The 21,672-nt window shown below is 69.6% G+C and carries 18 protein-coding genes and 1 tRNA gene; 9 read left to right on the top strand and 10 right to left on the bottom strand.

Translation table 11 applies throughout. The features are described from left to right. Positions 1–4: 4 nt before the first annotated feature. The 3 genes from BLT25_RS03080 (at position 5) to BLT25_RS03070 (ending at position 2,892) form a co-directional block, all read left to right on the top strand. Positions 5–745: a hypothetical protein gene (locus BLT25_RS03080; RefSeq protein ID WP_091042455.1), complete on the top strand. Its 741-nt coding sequence runs from the start codon at positions 5–7 to the stop codon at positions 743–745. A 23-nt stretch (positions 746–768) separates the two neighbouring features. Beyond that, complete coding sequence (locus BLT25_RS03075) at positions 769–2,223, top strand: amidohydrolase (protein ID WP_091041748.1); 1,455 nt, start codon at positions 769–771, stop codon at positions 2,221–2,223. A 66-nt stretch (positions 2,224–2,289) separates the two neighbouring features. Beyond that, entirely contained in the window at positions 2,290–2,892 is a 603-nt protein-coding gene (locus BLT25_RS03070) for a TetR/AcrR family transcriptional regulator (RefSeq protein WP_091041745.1), read from the top strand. 3 nt (positions 2,893–2,895) lie between these two features. Here the strand turns inward: BLT25_RS03070 and BLT25_RS03065 are convergent, their stop codons facing one another. Then, positions 2,896–3,858, bottom strand: a complete 963-nt coding sequence (locus BLT25_RS03065) for a tyrosine-type recombinase/integrase (RefSeq protein WP_218131218.1) — start codon at positions 3,856–3,858, stop codon at positions 2,896–2,898. Between the two features lie 100 nt (positions 3,859–3,958). On the opposite strand from BLT25_RS03065, the gene BLT25_RS03060 reads away from it, so the two are divergent. The 3 genes from BLT25_RS03060 (at position 3,959) to BLT25_RS03050 (ending at position 6,235) form a co-directional block, all read left to right on the top strand. After that, positions 3,959–5,053, top strand: a complete 1,095-nt coding sequence (locus tag BLT25_RS03060; protein ID WP_143033619.1) for a coiled-coil domain-containing protein — start codon at positions 3,959–3,961, stop codon at positions 5,051–5,053. A 57-nt stretch (positions 5,054–5,110) separates the two neighbouring features. Then, positions 5,111–5,186, top strand: a tRNA-Gly gene (locus BLT25_RS03055). Positions 5,187–5,377: 191 nt separating this feature from the next. After that, positions 5,378–6,235 (top strand): DnaJ domain-containing protein, encoded by an 858-nt coding sequence (locus BLT25_RS03050; RefSeq protein ID WP_091041741.1) that lies wholly within the window; start codon positions 5,378–5,380, stop codon positions 6,233–6,235. On the opposite strand, the gene BLT25_RS03045 is transcribed toward BLT25_RS03050, so the two are convergent. Continuing rightward, complete coding sequence (locus BLT25_RS03045) at positions 6,199–6,771, bottom strand: 2'-5' RNA ligase family protein (protein ID WP_091042449.1); 573 nt, start codon at positions 6,769–6,771, stop codon at positions 6,199–6,201. The two genes, BLT25_RS03050 and BLT25_RS03045, sit on opposite strands and share 37 nt — an antisense overlap. 74 nt (positions 6,772–6,845) lie before the next feature. On the opposite strand from BLT25_RS03045, the gene BLT25_RS03040 reads away from it, so the two are divergent. After that, positions 6,846–7,481 carry a class I SAM-dependent methyltransferase gene (locus BLT25_RS03040; protein ID WP_256328422.1) on the top strand — a complete coding sequence of 212 codons (636 nt, stop codon included), beginning with the start codon at positions 6,846–6,848 and terminating at the stop codon, positions 7,479–7,481. On the opposite strand, the gene BLT25_RS03035 is transcribed toward BLT25_RS03040, so the two are convergent. Genes BLT25_RS03035 through BLT25_RS03025 form a run of 3 tightly spaced genes read right to left on the bottom strand, consistent with a single transcriptional unit; the run spans position 7,458 to position 10,599 of the window. Further along, on the bottom strand, positions 7,458–8,564 hold the full coding sequence (locus tag BLT25_RS03035) for a prenyltransferase (RefSeq protein ID WP_091041736.1): 1,107 nt from the start codon (positions 8,562–8,564) through the stop codon (positions 7,458–7,460). The genes BLT25_RS03040 and BLT25_RS03035 overlap by 24 nt on opposite strands. 7 nt (positions 8,565–8,571) lie before the next feature. After that, entirely contained in the window at positions 8,572–9,339 is a 768-nt protein-coding gene (locus BLT25_RS03030) for a class I SAM-dependent methyltransferase (protein ID WP_091041733.1), read from the bottom strand. A 3-nt stretch (positions 9,340–9,342) separates the two neighbouring features. After that, positions 9,343–10,599, bottom strand: coding sequence for a glycosyltransferase family 4 protein (locus BLT25_RS03025; protein ID WP_091041731.1), 1,257 nt, complete (start codon positions 10,597–10,599; stop codon positions 9,343–9,345). A 129-nt stretch (positions 10,600–10,728) separates the two neighbouring features. On the opposite strand from BLT25_RS03025, the gene BLT25_RS03020 reads away from it, so the two are divergent. Continuing rightward, positions 10,729–11,346 carry a DUF1707 SHOCT-like domain-containing protein gene (locus BLT25_RS03020; RefSeq protein WP_091041729.1) on the top strand — a complete coding sequence of 206 codons (618 nt, stop codon included), beginning with the start codon at positions 10,729–10,731 and terminating at the stop codon, positions 11,344–11,346. On the opposite strand, the gene BLT25_RS03015 is transcribed toward BLT25_RS03020, so the two are convergent. From BLT25_RS03015 to BLT25_RS03000, 4 genes are read right to left on the bottom strand one after another with little or no spacing between them, the layout of a single operon-like run. Continuing rightward, complete coding sequence (locus BLT25_RS03015) at positions 11,343–13,328, bottom strand: phosphocholine-specific phospholipase C (protein WP_091041727.1); 1,986 nt, start codon at positions 13,326–13,328, stop codon at positions 11,343–11,345. The genes BLT25_RS03020 and BLT25_RS03015 overlap by 4 nt on opposite strands. Positions 13,329–13,373: 45 nt before the next feature. Next, positions 13,374–14,933: an ArnT family glycosyltransferase gene (locus tag BLT25_RS03010; RefSeq protein ID WP_256328421.1), complete on the bottom strand. Its 1,560-nt coding sequence runs from the start codon at positions 14,931–14,933 to the stop codon at positions 13,374–13,376. A gap of 48 nt (positions 14,934–14,981) precedes the next feature. Continuing rightward, the gene (locus tag BLT25_RS03005; protein ID WP_256328420.1) at positions 14,982–16,280 is read right to left on the bottom strand and encodes an MFS transporter; all 1,299 of its coding nucleotides are present in this window, start codon (positions 16,278–16,280) and stop codon (positions 14,982–14,984) included. Between the two features lie 9 nt (positions 16,281–16,289). Beyond that, entirely contained in the window at positions 16,290–17,915 is a 1,626-nt protein-coding gene (locus BLT25_RS03000) for an ArnT family glycosyltransferase (RefSeq protein WP_143033618.1), read from the bottom strand. A gap of 146 nt (positions 17,916–18,061) precedes the next feature. Here BLT25_RS03000 and BLT25_RS02995 point away from each other — a divergent pair, with 146 nt between their 5' ends. Then, complete coding sequence (locus BLT25_RS02995; RefSeq protein ID WP_176883557.1) at positions 18,062–19,255, top strand: macrolide family glycosyltransferase; 1,194 nt, start codon at positions 18,062–18,064, stop codon at positions 19,253–19,255. A 273-nt stretch (positions 19,256–19,528) separates the two neighbouring features. Here BLT25_RS02995 and uvrB read toward each other — a convergent pair whose 3' ends face one another. Further along, positions 19,529–21,670: an excinuclease ABC subunit UvrB gene (gene uvrB / locus BLT25_RS02990; protein ID WP_091042448.1), complete on the bottom strand. Its 2,142-nt coding sequence runs from the start codon at positions 21,668–21,670 to the stop codon at positions 19,529–19,531. Between the last annotated feature and the right edge of the window lie 2 nt (positions 21,671–21,672).

Genomic DNA, 21,672 nt, shown 5'->3' with positions numbered 1-21,672 from the left:
GACCATGAGCACTCTCGCTACGCCCAGCCCGATGGTGGCTGACGCCTGGAGCCAGTTCGACACGACCACCTCACGGTGGGGGCGGATCACGATGATCGCGGCTCTCTGCCTCATGCTCGCAGGCCCGCTGGTCCTCTCGATCCAGCTGGGCGTCGATCCGGGGGACGTCGCCGCAGGCGTCGTGGCGATCGCGCTCGTCTTCGGCATCCTGTGGTTCGTCGAACCGTTCTCGTACTTCCCGATCCTGGGAGCCGCGAGCATGTATCAGGCGTTCATGATCGGCAACATCAGCAACAAGCTCGTGCCCGCCGCGATCGTCGCGCAGTCGACGATCGGCGCCAAGCCCGGCACGAAGCGCGGCCAGCTCGCCGCGGTGCTTGCGATCTGCGGGGCCGCGACGACGCATCTGCTGAGCCTCGCCGTTTTCGTGGGCGTCCTCGGCAACCTGCTGCTGAACGCGTTCCCGCCCGAACTGGTGGCGCAGGTCCAGACCTTCGTCCTGCCGGCCGTCATGGGCGCGGTCGTCGTCCAGATGATCGCGTCCAACCCGAACACGAGAATCCTCGCGATCGCGATCGTGGTGGGCCTGGTCGTTCAGCTCCTGCTGACGCCGCTGTTCCCGGTCATGGCGTACTTCGGCATCGCGGTCTCGGTCGTGGCGACGATCCTGCTCGCGCTGTTCCTGCCGGGTCGCACGAAGGCCGACCCCGATACCGCCGACCCGTCGGCAGCCGACCCGTCCTGACCCCGAACCCTGGAGAAGAGACAATGACGACAACAGAAATCACCTCGATCGCGGCGATCACTCCGATCGTGGACGACCTCGCACCGCGCTTCACCCGCCTGAGCGACGAGATCTGGGCTGAGCCCGAGCTCCGCTGGGAGGAGCACGCGTCGATGGCCAAGCAGATCTCCGCGGCCGAGGAGTACGGCGCGAGGATCACTCGCGCCGCTGGAGGCGTCCCCACCGCTTTCACGGCGGAGTGGGGTTCGGGATCCCCCGTGATCGGATTCCTCGGCGAGTACGACGCGCTGGCCTCGCTCAGCCAGGAGGCCGGTGCCACCGAGCGCCGCCCCGACCCCGACAGCGGATCCTCGGCCGGTCACGGCTGCCATCACAACCTGCTCGGGTCAGGCTCCCTTCTCGCCGCGGTCGCGACCGCTCAGCACCTCGCTGCGGCGGGGCTTCCGGGAACCGTCCGCTACTACGGTTGCCCAGCGGAGGAGGGTGCGGCCGGCAAGACCTTCATGGTCGCGGGCGGCGCATTCGAGGACGTGGATGCCGCGGTGACCAACCACCCGACCCCGATGGCGTCGGCCTCCCAGTGGAAGACGCTCGCGTACGCGCAGGCGTACTTCCGGTTCCGGGGTCTGCCTTCGCACGCTGGAGCCAACCCGCAGCACGGTCGGAGCGCACTGGATGCCGCCGAGCTCATGAACGTCGGCGTGAACTTCCTGCGCGAGCACATGGAGGACACCGACCGAATCCACTATGCCTTCATCGACGCGGGCGGTCCGTCCGCGAACGTCGTGCAGCCGTCTGCCGAGCTGTACTACATCGTGCGCTCACCCACTGTCGCGAAGATGCGTACGTTGTACGAGCGGGTGGTCAAAGTAGGGCAGGGCGCGGCGCTCATGACCGAGACCGAGATCGAGATCGAGTTCGACGGAGCCTGCGCCGAGGTCCTTCCGAACCTCGTCCTCGAGCAGCGGATGCAGGCGAACTTCGAGGAGCTCGGCGGAGTCCCCTTCGACGACGCCGACCAGGAGTACGGTCGGGTGCTGTCGGCGGGGCTCCCGGACGGCGCCGCGGAGTCGATGAAACGGATGCTCGGGCTGCCTACCGACTCCCCCGTCTACTTCGACGGCGTACTGCCGCTCGCGCCGCCGGCGCATCGGCAGCAGATGACCGGATCGACAGACGTCGGCGACGTCAGCTGGGTGACCCCCACCGTGCAGATGGGCGCGGGCACTGCGATCGTCGGCACGCCCGGGCACTCCTGGCAGATGGTCGCCCAGGGCAAGACACCGGCTGCCCACAAGGGCATGGTCCACGGCGCGAAGGTCATGGCGGCGACGGCCATCGACCTGCTGACCGAACCGGAGCTGCTCGCCGCGGCCCGAGCGGAGTTCGAGGAGATCATCGCGCTCACCCCCTATGACAAGCCGCTTCCGGACGGCCTCGTACCGCCGTCGCTTCGACCGACATACCGCCCTGCCTGAGCGGATGTGGTCGGATGGTGTGCGGCGGGCGGAGGAGCCCGCCGCACACCGTCCGGGAGGCGAGATATGACAGTCGGCGAGTCCAAGCAGGAGTCGCTGCGCGAGCGGCGCGTCGACAGCAGTGATCGGCGCGTGCTCAAGACGCGCGAGAAGCTCATCGCCGCGTTCCGCGACCGCCTCGACTCGGGAGATGTCGACACCCTCACGGTGACCTCGATCGTCCGCGCCGCGGGAGTCACCCGCTCTTCCTTCTACGCGCACTTCTCCGGGGTCGGACACCTCGCCGCGACAGCGCTCAGCGACCTGTCGGAGACGATCATCGCAGACGCGCGCGCTACGATCCGGGCCGGCGCCTCCAAGACGACGGTCAACGAACAGGTGATCTACGAGATCACGCGGTTCATCTCGGAGCATCGGCGAAGCTACGGCGCCCTGCTCATCGCCGACCCCGAGTTCGGTGCGGCTCTCGCCGAGGGGATGGTCGCCTCGACCCTGGTCACCCTCCGCACCCGCGAGACGCTCGCCGCCGACCCCGAGGTGACGGCGCGCTACCTCGCGGCGGGGATGCTCGCGGTCATCACGTGGTGGCTCACCGACGACGGCGACCGCACCGTGGAGGACCTCGCGCGAGCGCTCATCGCGATCGCTCCACCCGACTTCCGGGACTGAGGCTCAGTCGGCCAGGAAGGCACCCAGGGCGTAGGCGGGGTGGCGGTCGAGGTTGTGGCGGCCGCGGTCGTAGCGGCGGGTGGTGCGGGGGTCGGCGTGGCCGGCGGCGTCCTGGACGTCCTCGAGAGGTACGCCCGCCTCGCGGGCCAGGGTGACGAAGGTGTGGCGGAGGCTGTGCGGGGAGAGCTTCTCGCCGTGCTCGATGCCGGCCGAGGCTCCGAGCCTGCGGATCAGGCGGAACGCCTCGGAGCGGTGCCAGCGGTTGCCGGTGCTCGTGACGAAGACCGGGCCTTCGGCGCGGGCGTCGAGGTAGGCGTCGAGGGCCTGTGAGGTCGCCGGGTTGAGGACGACGTCGCGCCGGGCGCCGCCCTTGCGGGTGATCGTCAGGATGCGGTGGCCGCGGGCGTGGCTGAGGTCGGTGACATCGGCGCCCAGAGCCTCGGAGATGCGCAGGCCGTCGTGGAGCAGGAGGGTCACCAGCGCGGCTGCGCGGCTGGAGTGCTCGCGGGCGGCAGCGAGGAACGCGCGCGCCTCTCCCCTGTCCATACCCAGGGTCTGGGAGTCGTTGCTCGTCTTGGGGCGCTTGATGTGCTCGGCCGGCGAGGCGCTGAGGACGTCCTCCGCCACGCCGTAGCGGTAGAAGCCGGCGATCGCCGAGAGTCGTCGGGCGATCGTCGCCGGGCTCCGCCGGGTCTCCAGATGGCGGGCGTAGCCGTCGACCATCGCTCGGTTGGCGGCGAGCGGGTCGATCTCCAGCGCGGCGCACCAGCCGAACCAGTCGGCGAGGTCTCGGCCGTACGCCGCGCGGGTGTGGCCCGCGTAGGAGAGCAGGAACCTTCTGGCGAGAGCCTCGGCACGTTTTTCGCGGGGCAGGTCTCCGAGGTCGTCAAGGAACAGCTCCCTGACGGATTCCGTCACCGAGAGGTCTGTGGAGGGGGTCTGCTGACGGGGCTCGAGCGCGCTCACACCACACATCATAATGCCGGTTATGTTGTGCGCCGCATCGGGATCTCAAATGAGCAGTATTCAGTATTCGTTACGTCTTTCGTCACGCTATGCTGACGTAATGACGGAAACGATTGCTGTCGACGAGAAGCTCTGCCGCTTCCCCGGCTGCCCGATGGCAGCGGCAACGTCGGAGAGCGGAAGCGGCCGGCCGCCGGAGTACTGCGACGATCCGGCCCACAACCGGGCCGCGGCCTGGCGCGAGCGGAAGCGCCTGCAGCGGCTCACCGAGACGCGGGACCCCGGAGAGACCGCTCGACCGGTGCAGGCAGCCCAGCAGCGGGCCGCGGAGATCACCACCCAGCTGACCCAGCTCGCCGACAGGTTCCTCGATCAGCTCCCGAAGGCCCTCGAGGAGCTGCGTACGCTCGGCGACCTGACCGCTGCCGAGGCCCAGATCGCCACGGTGCAGAGCGAGGCCCAGGAGCAGGTCGCCGCCGCGAGCGCTCGTGCTGTGCGCGCCGAGCACGCGCAGCGGACGGCGGAGGCGGAGCGCGACGAGGCGGACGCAGCTGCCGCGGAGGCGTTGGAGGAGTCCGAGCGCTCGGCCGAGATCCTGCGGGAGGCGCTGTCCGCCACGGCCGCGGCCGAAGAGTCCCGTCAGGCCGAGCAGGCCGCGCGGGAGAGAGCGGAGTCGGACGCGACAGCCGCGGCACAGGCCGCCTCCGCGACGATCGCCGCCCTCGAGAAGCGCGCCGAGGAGACGACCTCCGCGCGCGATGCCCTGGCCGAGAAGCTCGAGAAGCTGCAGTCCGAGCACGCCTCGGCCGTGCAGCGCCGACGGAGCGAGACCGCGCGCGCCGACCACGCCGAGAAGGCCACGGCACGGCTGCAGGAGCAGCTGATCGCGGAGAAGAAGGCCGCTGAGAAGGCGGCGGCGAGTGCAGAGGTGACGATCTCCGGGCTGCGTACGCAGCGCGACGCCGCCCGCGAGCAGATCGACTCTCTTCGGGACCAGGTGGCCGACCTCCGCGGGAGCGAGGCGGCGGCGAAGGCGGATCGCGACGCCACCCGCGCCGAGCTGGACCGTGAGCGCGCGCATGCGCGCGAGCGGCTCGAGGACCTGCGGGCGGCGCACCAGGCCCAGGTCACCCAGCTGGTGGAACAGATCGAGCGGCGTACGGCATCACCCGATGTCCCCGACGATGGTGCGTGACACGCGGGCCCCCAGTTGGAGGTGAACGGACCACATCCGCTACTGTTCTTCTCGCAAGCGGACGTAGCTCAGTTGGTAGAGCGCAACCTTGCCAAGGTTGAGGTCGCGAGTTCGAGCCTCGTCGTCCGCTCCACTTCGCCGAAGGCGATGATGCATAGATCGAGGGCCGCCCAGTCGGGCGGCCCTCGATCAATTTCCCGTGGCGAAACCAGCATCTCGCCGCGACTGCTCTAGGATTTCACTGCTCTGGAATTTATGGCACCAGGTGTGGATGAGCCTGGGGGCGAGGCCGACAACCGAAGGACTGTGCGTGGGGGGCGTTGAGTGAGCGGTAAGTTCATCGACGCCTATGCCGTGCTCGAGATCCCTTCGGACGCGGATGACGCGGCTGTCCGAGCTCGCCATCGCGAGCTCGCCAAGCAGTTCCACCCCGACCGTGGCGGCCGCGCTGCCGACGGCGAGCTGATGATGCGCATCAACCGGGCGCGCGACGTACTGCTCGACCCGGTCGCCAGGGCCACCCTCGACGAGGAGCTCGCCCGGCGCCGCCGTAAGGCCGCTGCCTCGGCAGCCGCGGGGAAGGCGCCCTCGGCCGCTTCGCCCGCGACTCCGCCACTCAGCCGCGACCGGCGCTGGCGAGCGGAGTGGGGCGCAACGACTCCTCGGCCCGCCCCGCCGGCCGGCAGCAGCTCGCCGGCCCCGGTGCCGCCACCCGCTCGGGTTCGCCCGTCGGCCAGCCGGCTTCGCCAGGCCACGCGGCAGGCTCGAGCGGCGAACGCCGCGCTCTCCTCGCGACAGCGGACCCCGGCACCGAAACCCCCTCCCACGGTGACCGAGCCGCCGGCTCCCCAGCCCGCCGCCCCGCAGCCCGCGAGCCCTCAGCCGGTGTCTTCACAGCCGGCTCCCCCGCAGCAGAAGACCGCGCCGTCGGCCGACAAGCCGACCAACGCCTGGTCGCTCTACTCCGCACCGCTCGACGCGGTCTCGGTCGCGTCGCTTCTCACCAGTGTGCTGATGTGCGGCCCGCTCGGCTTCATCCTCGGCATCATCGGCCTGGCCCGCACCGCCGACGACAAGCGACGGGGCCGCTGGGCCGCGGTCGCCGGCATCGCCATCAGCAGCCTGACGATGTTGGTCGCCATCGGCTACGTGATGCAGGCGATCTCCGCACCTTCGCCGTGACGCGGTGATCCGCCCAAGGGCCACTCGGCGATCACCCGGCAGTCGTGGTTCGCGTACCACTGCAGGCTGACCCGGTCCGCGTGACATCGCGCGGGGAGGAAGGGCGTCAGGGACGTACGTGTCGAGCCGAGGTCCACTCCCCCGGCGATGTGGTCGACGGTCAGGTGCGGTAGCGGCTCGAAGAGCCCGGCATAGGGCGGGCACTGCGGAAACGCCGCGCTCAGCTCGGCGGTCAGGGCCGCGAAGGGCTCCGCGGGCTCAGGAGCCAGATAGATCGTGCCGCCGGCGAAGACACGTACCTCGTCCAGCCGGAAGTCGAAAGCGGCCGCCGCGGCCGCGATCTTCCCGACCCGCTCCAGATCGTCCGTGGTTGGCGAGGCCACGAAGGGCGCGAGCAGCGTGATGTGCGCGTGCACGAACGCCGGGTCCGCGGAGACGAACGAGTCGTCATAGTGGCGTGTCCGCTCCAGGACGTACGTCTCCAGCTCGGGCACCGGGACCACGAGCACCGAGTGCCCGGCCGAGGTTCTGCTCATGCCCGGATTCTCCCCGTGGCCCAGGTTGATGACCACTCGACGCGGACCGCTCGCCACTCGGCTAAGGTGCCCGGGTGTCTACGCCTGAGATGCCCGCCGACCTGCTCAAGCACGCTCTCGACGCCACGGGGTTCATGCCTCCCGAGGAGGGCCTCGCGCTGTTCGAGTACGCCGTGGAGCGGCTGCCCCACGGGCCGGCCGTCGAGATCGGCACCTACTGCGGAAAGTCGTCGGTCTATCTCGGCGCCGCGGCGAAGCTGACCGGCGGCACGGTGTTCACGGTCGACCACCACCACGGCAGCGAGGAGAACCAGGCGGGCTGGGAGCACCACGACACCACCCTCGTCGACGAGCGCTCCGGGCGGTTGGACACGCTGCCGACCTTCCGGCGCACGATCGAGCAGGCCGGCCTCGAGCACGAGGTGGTAGCGGTGATCGGCGCCTCCACGACGGTGAGCCGGTGGTGGACGACTCCAGTCTCGTTCCTCTTCATCGACGGCGGCCACGGCGTCGAGCCGGCGCAGCTCGACTACCGCGGCTGGGCGCCGAAGGTCATGCCCGGCGGGCTGCTGCTGGTCCACGACGTCTTCCCCGACCCGGCCGAGGGCGGCCGGCCGCCGTACGAGGAGATCTATCTCCCCGCGCTCGCCTCGAAGCAGTTCGAGGAGATCGACGCGGTCGGCTCGCTACGCGTGCTGCGACGCCTCTGAGGTCTCGCACCCACACTCCAGCGCCAGCTCCTCGAACGGAGCGGCGAGGGAGGTGCCACGCATGATGGCCGAGCCCGGGGTGGACCCGCCGTAACGCTCCCCCAGCGCGTCCGCGGCCAGGATGACGGCGGCGGCGGTGAAGGTGGAGTGCTCCTCGGGCCAGTAGGCGTTGGGGTTGGGGTTGGGGTACTCGGGCGACTCATAGACCCACCCGGTCCAGTAGCCGCCGTCGTCGGCACGCAGGTGCTGCATGTCCCTCACGAGCCCCAACGCCTGGCGGTGGTCGCCGATGTTGTCGAGAGCCATCGCCAGCTCGCAGGTCTCCGCGCCCGTCACCCACGGGTTGGTGTCGACGCAGAGCGCGCCGAGGCCGGGGCGTACGAAATGGTCCCAGCGCGACTCGATCAGGTCGTGCCCGGCGGCACCGACGACGGCGCCGCCGAGGACCGGGTAGTACCAGTCCATCGAGTGGTGCGACTTGTCCTCGAACGAGTCACGGTGGTGGCGAAGGGCGTGGCCGAGCCGGCCGCCGACGATCTCCCACTCCGGCTGCGGGTCGTCCATCAGGTCGGCCAGCGCGACTCCGGCGCGCAGCGACTGGTAGATCGAGGACGAGCCGGTGAGCAGGGCGAACGGGTCGCGCGGGGTCCAGGCGATTCCGCCGAAGGGCAGCTGCAGCCCGACGACGAAGTCGAGTCCGGCGCGCACCGAGGGCCACAGCCGCTCCACGAACGCCCGGTCCCGACGGATCAGCCAGTGGTGCCAGAGTCCGACCGCGAAGTAGGCCGACATGTTCGACTCGCCGATCGTCTCCACCGGCGAGCCGGCGACGATCTTCATCGGCCAGGACCCGTCGCCGTTCTGCAGGAACGGGATCCAGTCGTACGCGGCCTCGGCCTCCTCCACCAGGCCACCGACGAGCAGGCCCATGGCCGCCTCGACGTGGTTCCAGATGTCGGTGTGCTGACCCGGCACCCACGGGATCGCGCCCGACGCCTCCTGGGCGCGGGCGATCGACCCGGCCGTGGCGACGATCTGGGCAGGGGTCAGCACCCCGTCGACGTACGGGATCTCGACTCTCATCCGCGAATCAGGCAGCCGAGGTCGGGTCGGAGGCGATCGGGCCCGGCTTGCGGAAGTAGAGCACCATGCTCTTGCCGATCATCGGGTCGAGGACCTTCCCGGCGAGGCGCAGCGGCAGCGGGTTCTTCATGATCTCCCAGACCAGGACCTGGTGGTACGCCTTCACGAGGACGTTCTTGTCGTTGTCGACACCGACGGCCGACTTCAGCCACCAATAGGGCGCGTGCAGGCCGTGGGCGTAGGACTTGCCCTCGAAGATCATCGCCTCGCCAGGGGTGCCGTCGTTGGGCCGGCCAGCCTTGGTGACCTTGTCGATGAGCTCGTGGTCGGTGTAGATCCGGATGTGGCCGCCGGTCGTGTTGTGGTAGTCCTCGGAGAGCTTCCAGTTGACGACCTCGGGCAGCCAGCGCGGCACCGAGATGGCGAGAGTGCCACCGGGACGCAGCACCCGGACGAGCTCCTTGATCGCGTCGACGTCGCGGTGGATGTGCTCGAGCACCTCGGCGGCCACGATCCGGTCGAACTCGCCGTCGGCGAAGGGCAGCGACAGGGCGTCGCCCTCCTTGACCTCCGCGTTCGCGCCCGCGGGGACCTCGTCACGCATCGCGAAGAACCAGTCGCTGACCTTGGCCAGCTCCTCGGCGTCCTGGTCGAACGCGATCACATCGGCGCCGCGGCGGTACATCTCGAAGGCGTGCCGGCCGCCGCCGGCACCCATGTCGAGCACGCGCTCTCCGGGCTGAAGGCCAAGGCGGTCGAAGTCAACGGTGAGCACGGCTCACTTCCTCTCGTCTGTGTGAAACTCGTCGATGGACTGCTGGTAGATCGCCGTCATCCGCTCGGCGACGGCGTGCCAGGAGAAGTGCTCCTCGACCCGGGCGCGCCCGGCGGTCGAGTAGCGGGCCCGGCGCTCGGGGTCGTCGAGCAGTGCCGCGATGGCCTGCTCGAGCTCCTCGGTCTCGCCCGGGGTGACCTGCTTCGCGCACAGGTCGTCGGGGCCGACGACCTCGGGGATCGCGCCGGCACGAGAGACGACGAGCGGCGTGCCGCAGGCCATCAGCTCGGCGGTGGGCAGCGAGAACCCCTCGTAGAGCGAGGGCACGCAGGCGATCTCCGCCGAGCCCATCAGCTCGACGAGCTCGGCGTCGGAGATGCCGTTGACGAAACGTACGTTGTCCTTGATCGCGAGCTTCTCGATGAGCTGCTCGGTCGGCCCGCCCTTCTTGGGCTTGGAGACCAGGACCAGCTCGAGGTCGCGTTCGGTACGCAGCTTGGCGAAGGCCTCGAGCAGGAAGGCGATGCCCTTCAGCGGGGCATCGGCACTGGCCATGGCCAGGATCCGGCCGGAGACGCGGGGCCCGGTCGGCGGGACGAACTCCTCCGGTACGCCGAGGTGCACGGTCTGCACCCGCTCGGAGGGGACGCCGAAGTCGGTGAGGATGTCGCGCTTGGAGTTGTCCGAGGGCGTGATCACGCGCCGCAGCTGTGAGGCGACCTTCGCCTGCATCTTCACGAACGAGTACCAGCGCCAGACACCGAACTTCTTCTTCCAGCCCTCGGCGCTCTCCAGCTCGATGCGCCGGTCGAAGGAGATCGGGTGGTGGATCGTCGTCACCAGCGGCAGGCCGAGCTCGGGCTCGATGCTCAGCAGCGGCGTGGCGAGCGTCTGGTTGTCGTGGACGATGTCGAAGTCGTCGGTCCGCTTCTTCAGCACTTTCAGGACGCGCTTGGCGAACGTCAGCGGCTCGGGGAAGGCGCCGGTGCGCATCCGGGCCCACTCCTCGACATCGATCCGGTCGCGGATCTCGGAGAGCTTCGGGTTGCCGAACGGGTTGGGCTCCTCGTAGAGACCCAGACTCGGCACCTTGGTGAGGGTCACGCCCTCCCCCAGGAGGTCGAGCTCGGGATAGGGCTGACCGGAGAAGACCTCGACCGTGTGCCCGAGCTTGGCGAGCTCCCGACTCAGATGGCGGATATAGACGCCTTGACCGCCGACGTGCGGCTTGCTGCGATACGACAGCAGAGCGATCCGCATCCGCCACCTCCCTCAAACCTAGGCAGAGCAAAACTAGAACGTGTTCTATACTAGCAGGTAGCCAGCGCGAGTCACTCTAATGCAGGCGCTTCACCAGACGGTGTCGGGCTTGGCGTCTACGCTGGTGGTGTGGACGGTTTCTGGACCCGGTTCCGTCTCGACCCGAGACAGGCCGACAATGCACGGATGCGCGCCTCCGATGCCGATCGGGAGGTTGTGCGCACCGTTCTCGCCGATGCCTTCGCCGACGGTCGGCTGACCCGCGAGGAGCACGACGAGCGGGTCGGGATCCTCCTGGAGGCTCGTACGCTCGGGGAGCTGCCCGGTCTCGTGGACGATCTGGGGATCGTCGAGCCCGCTCCGGGCGAGCCCGGAGCGAACCTGCCCGAGAGCTCGGGCTTCCGCGAGCAGGGTGCGGCCGCCTACCGCAAGGAGTTCCAGGAGGCGATCGCCACCTTCTTGATGGTCAGCCTCATCACCTGGGGTATCTGGCTGTTCACCTCGGCCCCCGACGGGCATCCGTGGCCGATCTATCCGATGCTCTTCCTCGTCGTCAACCTGGTCGGCACCGGCGTACGCCGCGAGGCGATCATCCAGCGCGAGGTGCACCGCCTCGAGAAGAAGGCTGCCAAGAAGGCGGAGAGGAAGGCGGCGAAGGCCGAGATCGAGGCAGCCCCCGAGACAGCTGCCCCGATCCTCGACCCGCCGGTTCAGTCCGAGAAGGACCGGCCCGGCGATCCCTCCTAGGCGCCCAGCTGCGGGTCGCTCACGGAGGGACGTCCGTTCTCCAGGTGGCCGGCGAACCCGCGCGCCCAGGTGGTGCCCGGGAGCGTGAGGGTCAGGTCGTACCAGCCCCCTGTCGCGCGGGTGTCCAGGTGGCGGGAGCGGATCGGGCCGGCGTACGCGCTGGTGATCTCGGCCTTGCGTGGCGCGGCGACGGTGAGTCGATGCGAGCGGCCTTCCCGTCGGACGTGGGCGGGTGCGGGGTCGGTGCCTGCGGTGCCGGCGTAGGAGCGGAAGAACCCGTTGGGGCCGTGCAGGTGGATCTCGTAGTCGCCGCTGACCGGCCAGCGCACCGAGAGGGTGTCGCCGGCACCGACGGTGTAGCTGTGCGGAGCGCCCTCCGGGGCGAGCAGCCGAGCCTGGAAGTGGGCACCGACGGTGCCGGTGTTGCGGATCTCGAGCGCGATCTCGCCGCCGGCGGCGGTCTCGATCACCTCGAGCTGGTAGGGCGCCGGACGAGCCGGGCGGGTGCCGCGCTCCTGGGTCGGCATCGTCCCGGTCGCAGGAGTCTCCGGCGAGTAGGAGGGGTGCCGCTCGCGGTCGGCCGGCTCCCACCCGCTCGTGTCCGGCAGCGTCGGCGGCTCGGAGGTGCGCGCGAAGTCGAACGCCGAGGTCAGGTCACCGCACACGGCGCGGCGCCAGGGCGTGATGTTCGGCTCCGCGACACCGAAGCGCTCCTCCATGAACCGCAGGATCGAGGTGTGGTCGAAGGTCTCCGAGGCGACGTACCCGCCCACGCTCCACGGGGAGACGACGAACATCGGCACCCGCGGGCCCAGACCATAGTGGCCGTCGCCGTGGGAGCCGGTGTAGAGCTCGTGCTCGGTCGAGACGGTCGACTCCCCCGGCACCAGCGGACTGTTGATGTGCGGCGGCACCAGGTGGTCGAAGAAGCCGTCGTTCTCGTCGTAGGTGATGAACAGCGCGGTCTTCGCCCACACCTCGGGGTTGGCGGTGAGCGCGTCGAGGACCTTGGAGATGTACCAGGCGCCGTAGTTGGTCGGCCAGTTCGAGTGCTCGGAGAACGCCTCCGGTGCCGCGATCCAGCTGACCGAGGGCAGGTTGCCGGCCTCGACGTCGGCGCGCAGGATCTCGAAGTAGTCCTGTCCGTCGACCGCCCGCGTGCCGGTGCGGGCCTTCTCGAAGAGCGGGTCCCCGGGCTGGGCGTCCTGGAACTTGTTGAAGTAGAGCAGCGAGTTGTCGCCGTAGTTGCCGATGTAGGCGTCCTGGGTCCAGCCCCACCAGTTGCCGTTCTCGGCGTTGAGGCCGGTGCCCTCGTCCTGGTAGACCTTCCAGCTGACCCCCTCCTCCTCGAGCCGCTCGGCGTAGGTGGTCCAGTCGTAGCCGGCCTCGTCGTTGTAGAGCACCGGCCCGCCGCCCTTGCCGTCGTTGCCGGTCCAGCCCGAGAGCATGTAGTAGCGGTTGGGGTCAGTGTTGCCGATGAAGGAGCAGTAGTAGGCGTCGCACACCGTGAACGCGTCGGCCAGCGCGAAGTGGAAGGCGGCATCCTGCCGTTGGAGGTACGCCATCGTGGTGGTGCCCTTGGCCGGCACCCACTGGTCGTAGCGGCCGCCGTTGATCGCCTGCTGGCCGTCGGTCCAGCTGTGCGGGAGACCCTCGAGGAACGCCGCGCCCAGGTCGTCGACCTCGGGGTGGAACGGGAGCAGCGTGCTGTCCCCGTTCGGCTGGTGCCACACCGGGTTGCCCGACGGCAGGATCGCCGGGTGCGGGTCGCCGAAGCCGCGTACGCCGCGCAGCGTGCCCAGGTAGTGCTCGAAGCTGCGGTTCTCCTGCATCAGGACGACCACGTGCTCGATGTCGCGGATCGTTCCGGTCCTGCGGGCGGCGGGGATGGAGGCGGCTCGCGCGATGCTCTGGTCGAGCATGGTCAGCGCGGCCGCGCCGCCGGCGAGGCCCAGGAACCTACGACGATCGATGTCAACCACAAGAGCTCCTTGATGGTGGTGGGGGTGAGCGGCCACCATCGCGGCTCAGATGTTCACCGCGGCAACAGGTGACTGGTCGCCAGATGACCGGCCGGCGAAGATTTCGCCGTCCGGCCGCAGCCGGCGGCGCAGCTGCGCGGTGACGTACGCGGCGACGACGAACATCACCAGGTCGGCCGCGATCAGCGCGATCAGCCAGGAGGCGTCGGCCGGTCCGTCGATCCGCTGCTGGATGTGGAGGTGGGCGACCATCGCCGAGACGATGAATCCGACGCCGGCGTAGAGCGTGATGCGCAGGTCGACTCTCTCCTCGTCGACCCCATCCACCCAGTGGCGGCCGACCCGCAGGATCGCGAGCGAGGTCAACGCCGCTATCACCGGCAGGAACGGCACCGCGTAGCGGGCGTGGATCCAGCCGCCACCGGCGTGGAACGAGGCCAGGTTGACGATGATGATCACGCAGTAGATCCCCATCAGCGCCCGCACCGCCACCTCCAGCCGGCGCTCCAGGACGGTCGGCTCCGGACCGGGGATCACGACGCGGCGCATCACCCCGTCCGGCCTCGGCCGGGCCTTCGCGTTGACGTCGAGCACCATGCCGGTGACCGTGACGGCCAGCGTGGCCACGGCGGCGAGGATCCAGATCTTCGGGATCACGTCGTCTGCCCACAGCGAGCCGTAGAGGTGCAGGTAGAGCTCCGGGTTGACCAGCTGGAAGAGCGTGTCACCGTGGGTCTGGCGGGAGAACTTCTCGAAGAGCGCCGCAGAGGCGGTGGGATCGCCGTAGAGCACTATGTTGCGTACGTAGAACCAGCCGATCACCACCACGGGCGCCAGCCCGATCCGGATCGCCAGGACCACACCCCGGCGGAACGTACGCAGAGTCGGGTCTCGCAGCCACAGCGCGGCCAGCACGCACGCGCCCAGCACGAGCACCGCGACCAGGCCGGTCGAGCGGAAGCTGGCTGCCGCGACGCCGGCGACGGTCGCCCAGATCAGCCGGTCCCGGGTGACGCCCTCGCGGACCATCCGGAAGCCGAGCAGCAGGGTCAGCGAGGCGGCGACCGTGCCCCAGCCGTCGTTGTAGATCGCGCCGCCGTCGTAGGTAACCGCACCGCAGCCGAGCACCATCGCCGCGGACAGCACCGGCACCACCCGTCGCCTGGGCACCAGCTCACGCGCCAGCAGCCCGACCAGGATGATGCTCAGCGCGTAGCCGAGCGCGTTGAGCAGCCTCATCCCCAGGAGCGTCACCCCGACTCCTGCCGCACCGCCGACGGCGTCGCCGAGCCAGACCAGCGGCAGGCTCATCACGTAGAACAGCGGCGGGTGGTTGGCGACCCAGATGTCGCGGCGGGGCTCGTCGAGCCCGAAGAGCGCCTCGGCGAACTGCGGGTAGCGCACCGGGTCGGCCGGGGTGTTCGTGTCGATCGTCGGCAGGACGCCCTGGGAGAGGACGATGGCGTACGCCGCGTGCTGCTTCTCGTCGGCCTTCAGCAGCGGCGGCATCCCGATCGCGTACTGCGCACTCATCGCGAAGCCGAGCACCCCGAGCAGGAGCACGCATATGGTCACCTGGGACAGCGAGCGCGAGGGCCTGAGCACCTCGACAAGCTAGTGGCCCGGGATGCCGTTCAGGTGACGAGCGGGCGATCAGTCGGTGACCATCGAGGAGCCGGCGGCGACCTGCTCCCTGGTCGTACGCCGCCGTACGTCGCGCCGGTGACGCCAGATCTGCACCACCCCGAGGCCCCAGAACAGGTACTGCACCGACATCGCCCAGCGGAACGCCTCCGGCGTGTAGGAGTTCGAGGCCCCCGGCGTACGCCAGTCGAGGATCCAGCCGACCAGCACGATCACGAGCAGCGCGGCGACGAAGCCGCCCTGGTTGATGATCCCGCTGGCGCTCGCCATCCGCGCGGGCGGGTTGCTGGTGCGGCCGACGTCGAAGCCGATCATCGAGGCGGGTCCGCCGAAGCCGACCACGACCATCAGGAGCAGCAGCACCGGTAGCGGCGCCTCGCCCGGCCAGGCGAGCACGAGCGTCCACACCGACACCATGGCGGCGATCATCGCCAGCGCCACCGTCGAGCGGTGCCACGGGTGGCGCCCGGCGAGGACGCCCATCGCCGGGCCCGCGACCAGGGCAGCGATGACGGTGACCGACAGCAGCGTGCCGGCGAGGGTGTCGGAGAGCCCTTCGGAGGTCACCAGGAACGGGAAACCCCACAGCAGCCCCATCAGGTGGGAGCTGAACGGGGTCGAGAAGTGGATCCAGAAGCCGAGGCGGGTGCCCGGCTGGTACCAGGACGCCATCAGGCTCCGGCCGAGCTCGCGCGGCTTGAGGGTGGTGCCTCGGCGGTGTCGGTCACCGGGTCCGTCGTGGACGAAGAGGCGCAGCAGCACGAGAAGGACCGGGCCGATCAGCGCGGCGGTGAGATAGGCCCGGGTCCAGCCGAGATGACCGAGCGCCCAGGTCATCGGGACCGCTGCCGCGATCGCGCCCAGCTGCCCGACGGTGCCGGTCAGCTGGCTGACCAGCGGCACCTTCCGGGCCGGGAACCACGACGGCACCAGGCGCAGCACGCAGATGAACGTCATCGCGTCGCCCATCCCCACGAACGTACGGGCGAGCAGGGCCAGCGGGTAGGAGTCCGCGAATGCGAACCCGGCCTGAGCGAGCGCCAGGATCAGCGCGCCCGCGGAGAGGACCGTACGCGACCCGAACCGGTCGACCAGCAGGCCGACCGGCACCTGCATGAGGGCATAGACGAGCAGCTGCAGCATGACGAAGGTCGCCAGCTGTCCGGCGCCGATCCCGAAGCGCTCGGTCGCCACCAGACCGGCCACCGCGAGGCTGCTGCGGTGGAAGACGGCCAAGCCGTAGACCGCGAGGGCGATGCCCCACACGAACCATGCTCGTGTTGTCTGCTGGGGATCGTGCTCGTTCACATAGAGAGGCTACTTTGCCTGGAGGCCCGTCGAGGTACGGGCGACCTGTCGTGGACGCGCGATCTCGGTCACAGGAGCGGCGAGGGTGCGGGGAGTGTCGAAAGTGCCGGGCCGCATTCGCCGGCGCAGCTCGGTGGCGACGTACGCGGCGACCGCGAACATCACCAGGTCGGCGGCCACCAGGGCGACGAGCGCGAAGGTGCTGGAGACCGGCCCGTCGACGTACTGCTCGGTGTCGAGGTGGCAGACCAGCCCGACGACCATGAATGCCAGCGAGACACCCAGGCCGATGCGCAGGTCGCGCGCCTCGTCGAGCGCGGTGACACCGGTGCGGGAACCGGTCGGGACGCGCAGCGGCAGGAGCCGCCCCAGGCGCAGCGCGGCGATCCCGGCGCCGGCGGCGAGGAACGGCAGGAACGGCACCGCGTAGCGGGCGTGGATCCAGCCGCCGCCGGCGATGAACCCGGCGACGTTGACCAGGATGAGCAGGCAGTAGCCGCCCAGGAGCGCCCAGATGGCCAGGTCCTGACGGTGCTGCATCGTGCTCTGCGGAGCGAGGTGGATGCGCCGCAGGACTCCCGTACAGCGTGGGTTGGCCTTCGCGGCCGCATCGAGCACGAGGCCGACCAGGGTGAGGGTGAGCACGACGACGGCCGCCTGGCTCCAGTGGTTCCCGATGTTGCCGTCGGTCCACAGGCTGCCGAGCAGGTGGCCGTAGAACTCGGGGTTCACCAGCTGGAACAGCGTGGTGCCGTTGGGCTCACGCCCGAACTTCTCGAAGAGCGAGCTCGACGCGGTCGGGTCGCCGTAGATCTGGATGTTGCGCACGTAGAACCAGCCGAACACGACCACCGGCGCCATGCCGATGCAGGCCGCGATCCCGACAGCGCGCCAGAACGTGCCGCGCAGGAACGTACGCAGCGACGGCTCCCGCAGCCACATGGCCACCAGCACGCACGCGCCGAGGAAGAGGACCGCGACCAGGCCGGTCGAGCGGAACCCGGCGGCCGCGACACCGACCGCGGCCGCGGCGATCAGGCGCTCGCGCGTCACTCCCCGGCGGATCATCCGGAACCCGAGGTAGAGCGTGGCGAAGGCCGCCGCCGAGGACCAGCCGTCGTTGTAGATCCCGCCGCCCACGAAGGTCATCGCCCCGCAGCCGATGCACATCGCCGAGGCGATCACCGGGACCGCCGGCCGTCGTGGCACCAGCTCGCGCGCCAGCAGGCCGACCATGATCGTGGTCAGCGCGAAGCCGAGCGCGTTGAGCAGCCGCATCCCGAGCAGCGTGAGGCCCGGCGATCCGACGGCGTCGCCGAGCCAGACCAGGGGCAGGCTCATCGCGTAGAACAGCGGCGGGTGGTTGGCGACCCAGATGTCGCGGTGGGCCTCATCGGCCCCGAAGAGGCTCTCGGCCAGCTGCGGGTAGCGAGCCGGGTCGTCGGGGATGTCGGTGTCGATCGTCGGTAGCGTCCCCTGGGACAGCGCCACCGCGTACGCCGCGTGCGCGCGCTCGTCGGCCTTGAACAGGGCCGGCATCGCGATCGCCACCTGGGCGCTCATCGCGAAGCCGAGCACACCCAGCAGCAGGACGCAGATCGTGGATTGGGACATCGAGACCCGTGGAACAGTCACATCCGCGACGCTAACCGGCGAAACTGACGAGACACGCGGGCCACGGCTCACAGGCGGTGAACAGAGCGCGACGGGCAGGTGAGCGAACGTTGACGCAAAACTCGGTCGCGTCGGCCTCTGACGGGCCGATAGCGTCCGGAGGTGTCATGACTACTTCACCGCCGCGGTCGTCGCCGCGCCACATCGCCATGGTCGCCTCCCCCGCGATCAGCCACCTGCTGCCGAGCCTCGAGCTGATCAAGGAGCTGGTCGTGCGGGGCCACCGGGTCACGTACGCTACCCATGAGTCGATGTCGGACGCGATCAAGCCGACCGGTGCCGAGCTGGTTCCGGTGCCGACGGTGCTGCCGGTCGAGGACCGGCTCTGGCCCGAGGAGCCGGTCGCCGGGATGGGCATCTTCCTCGACGACGCCATCGGAGTGCTCCCGCACCTGGAGTCGTTCTACGTGGCCGAGCCGGCCGATCTCTACCTCTACGACATCGGCGGCTATGCCGCCCGCGCCCTCGCGGAGAAGCAGCAGCGCCCGTTCGTGCAGCTCTCGCCGACGTTCGTCGCCTGGGACGGGTACGCCGAGGAGGTCGGTGCCCAGGTGCGGCAGCTGCCGGGCTACGACGACTACCTGAGCCGGTTCGGGGCCTGGCTCGCCGACGCCGGGGCGGCCACGACCGACCCGGAGACGTTCGCCGGAGCGCCGAAGCGGGCCCTCGCTCTCATCCCGCGGGCGATGCAGCCCAACGCCGACAAGGTCGACGAGGAGGTCGTCACCTTCGTCGGACCGTGCTTCGCGCTCGACTCCGAGCATGAGACCTGGAACCGACCCGCCGACGCCGATCACGTCCTGCTGGTCTCCCTCGGCTCGGCCTACACCGCCGACGCGGGCTTCTTCCGCGCCTGCATCGAGGCGTACGCCGGCCTCCCCGGCTGGCACGTCGTGATGTCGATCGGCACCCAGCTCGAGCCGGCCGATCTCGGCGATCTCCCCGGCAACGTCGAGGTCCACTCGTGGCTGCCCCAGCGCGCCGTCCTCGCCCAGGCCGACGCGTTCGTCACCCACGCCGGGATGGGCGGGAGCAGCGAGGGTCTGATGGCCGGCGTGCCCATGGTCGCGGTCCCGCAGGCGGTCGACCAGTTCATGAACGCCGACCGGCTCGTCGAGCTCGGCGTCGCCCGGCGGATCGACGCCGAGGACGTCACGGCCGCTGCGCTGCGTACGGCGCTGGAGGGGCTGCTCGCCGACCCGGAGCGTGCCGCGCGGTCCGCGCAGCTGCGTGCCGACGCGCTCGCCGAGGGCGGCACCCGGCGGGCTGCTGATCTGATCGAGGGCATGCTCCCCCGCTGATCCCGCTGGTCGCTACCCAGCGACCCCGCTGGTCGAGCCGCGGGCGCCAGCGAGCGTGTCGAGACCAACACGGTCCCATAGGCGCTCGCTCGATGGGACCGTGTTGGTCTCGACACGCCTCCGCCTAGCGGCTACGGCGGCTCGACCAGCGGCGGAGCTCTTACTTAGTAGCCAGCGCGCTCGCTTCGCTCGCGCGCAGCTCCTCGTTCGTCGGGGGTCGGCATAAACCCAGAAGGCGCCTTCGGCGCGAAGAGGCTTACGCCGACCCCCTCCTCACTTCGTCGCTTCCATCATCTGCCTGAGCTCCTTCTTGAGGTCGGAGATCTCGTCGCGGAGGCGGGCGGCGACCTCGAACTGGAGCTCGGCGGCGGCGCCCTTCATCTGCTCGGTGAGGTCGCCGATGAGCTGGGCGAGGTCGGAGGAGGGGAGGCCGACGAGGCCGCGCTCGCGGGCCTCGCGGGCGGCGTCGCCGAGCATCGGCGTCGGGGACTTGGCGGCGGTCTTGCCCGCACGGCCCTTTGCCTCGGTGCCGGCCCAGGTGTTGAGCAGCTCCTGGGTGCTCTCCTCCTCGCGGGCGAGCATGTCGGTGATGTCGGCGATCCGCTTGCGCAGCGGCTGCGGGTCGATGCCGTTGGCCTCGTTGTAGGCCATCTGGATCGCGCGGCGGCGGTTGGTCTCCTCGATCGCCGACTCCATCGAGGGGGTGATCTTGTCGGCGTACATGTGCACCTGGCCGGAGACGTTTCGGGCCGCACGTCCGATGGTCTGGATCAGCGACTTGTCCGAGCGCAGGAAGCCTTCCTTGTCGGCGTCGAGGATCGAGACCAGCGACACCTCGGGGAGGTCGAGCCCCTCACGGAGCAGGTTGATGCCGACCAGGACGTCGTACTCCCCCAGCCGCAGGTCGCGGAGCAGCTCGATCCGCTTGAGCGTGTCGACCTCGGAGTGGAGATAGCGCGTGCGGATCCCGGCGTCGAGGAGATAGTCGGTGAGGTCCTCGGACATCTTCTTGGTGAGCGTGGTGACCAGGACGCGCTCGTTCTTGGCGACCCGGTCGTTGATCTCGCCGATCAGGTCGTCGATCTGGCCCTTGGTCTGCTTGATGATCACCTCGGGGTCGATCAGGCCGGTCGGGCGGATGATCTGCTCGACCACATCAGGCTCGCCGCCGTCGCGACTGACCAGGTCCAGCTCGTAGTTGCCCGGCGTCGCGGACAGGTAGACCGTCTGACCGATCCGCTCCAGGAACTCCTCCCACTTCAGCGGCCGGTTGTCCTGGGCGCTGGGCAGCCGGAAGCCGTGCTCGACCAGGTTGCGCTTGCGTGACATGTCGCCCTCGTACATCCCGCCGACCTGCGGGACCGCGACATGGGACTCGTCGACGACGAGGACGAAGTCCTCCGGGAAGTAGTCGAGCAGGCAGTTGGGCGCCGAGCCGCGCTCACGGCCGTCGATGTGCATCGAGTAGTTCTCGATCCCGGAGCAGGACCCGACCTGGCGCATCATCTCGATGTCGTAGGTCGTACGCATCCGCAGCCGCTGCGCCTCGAGCATCTTGCCCTGCTTCTCGAAGGTGCTCAGCTGCTGGTCGAGCTCGGCCTCGATGCCGTCGATCGCGCGCTCCATGCGCTCGGGACCGGCGACGTAGTGGGTCGCGGGGAAGACGTAGAGCTCCTGGTCCTCGGTGAGGACCTCGCCGGTGACGGCGTGCAGCGTCATCAGCCGCTCGATCTCGTCGCCGAAGAACTCGATCCGGACCGCGTGCTCCTCGTAGACCGGGAAGATCTCCAGGGTGTCGCCGCGCACCCGGAACGTGCCCCGGGTGAAGGAGAGGTCGTTGCGGGTGTACTGGATCTCCACCAGCCGCCGCAGGATCGAGTCGCGGTCGTGCTCCTCCCCGACCCGCAGCCGGATCATCCGGTCGACGTACTCCTGCGGGGTGCCGAGACCGTAGATGCAGGAGACGGTCGAGACCACGATCACGTCGCGCCTGGTCAGCAGCGAGTTGGTGGCCGAGTGGCGCAGCCGCTCGACCTCCTCGTTGATCGAGGAGTCCTTCTCGATGTAGGTGTCGGTCTGAGGGACGTACGCCTCGGGCTGGTAGTAGTCGTAGTAGGAGACGAAGTATTCGACCGCGTTGTCCGGGAAGAGCTGGCGCAGCTCGTTGGCGAACTGGGCGGCGAGGGTCTTGTTGGGCTGCAGCACCAGTAGCGGCCGCTGCAGCTGCTCGGCGGTCCAAGCGACGGTCGCCGTCTTTCCGGTGCCGGTCGCGCCGAGGAGGACGACGTCCTTGACGCCGTCCTGGATCCGTTTGGTGATCTCCGCGATCGCCGCCGGTTGGTCACCCGAGGGCTGGTAGTCGGAGACCACCTTGAACGGGGCGACACGACGCTCGAGATCGGTGACTGGACGCATGT

The sequence above is a fragment of the Nocardioides sp. YR527 genome, assembly GCF_900101045.1.
In the GTDB taxonomy this organism is placed as follows: domain Bacteria; phylum Actinomycetota; class Actinomycetes; order Propionibacteriales; family Nocardioidaceae; genus Nocardioides.
The sequence above is the reverse complement of the archived record's forward strand: the minus strand, read 5'-3'. Positions and strand labels throughout refer to the sequence as shown.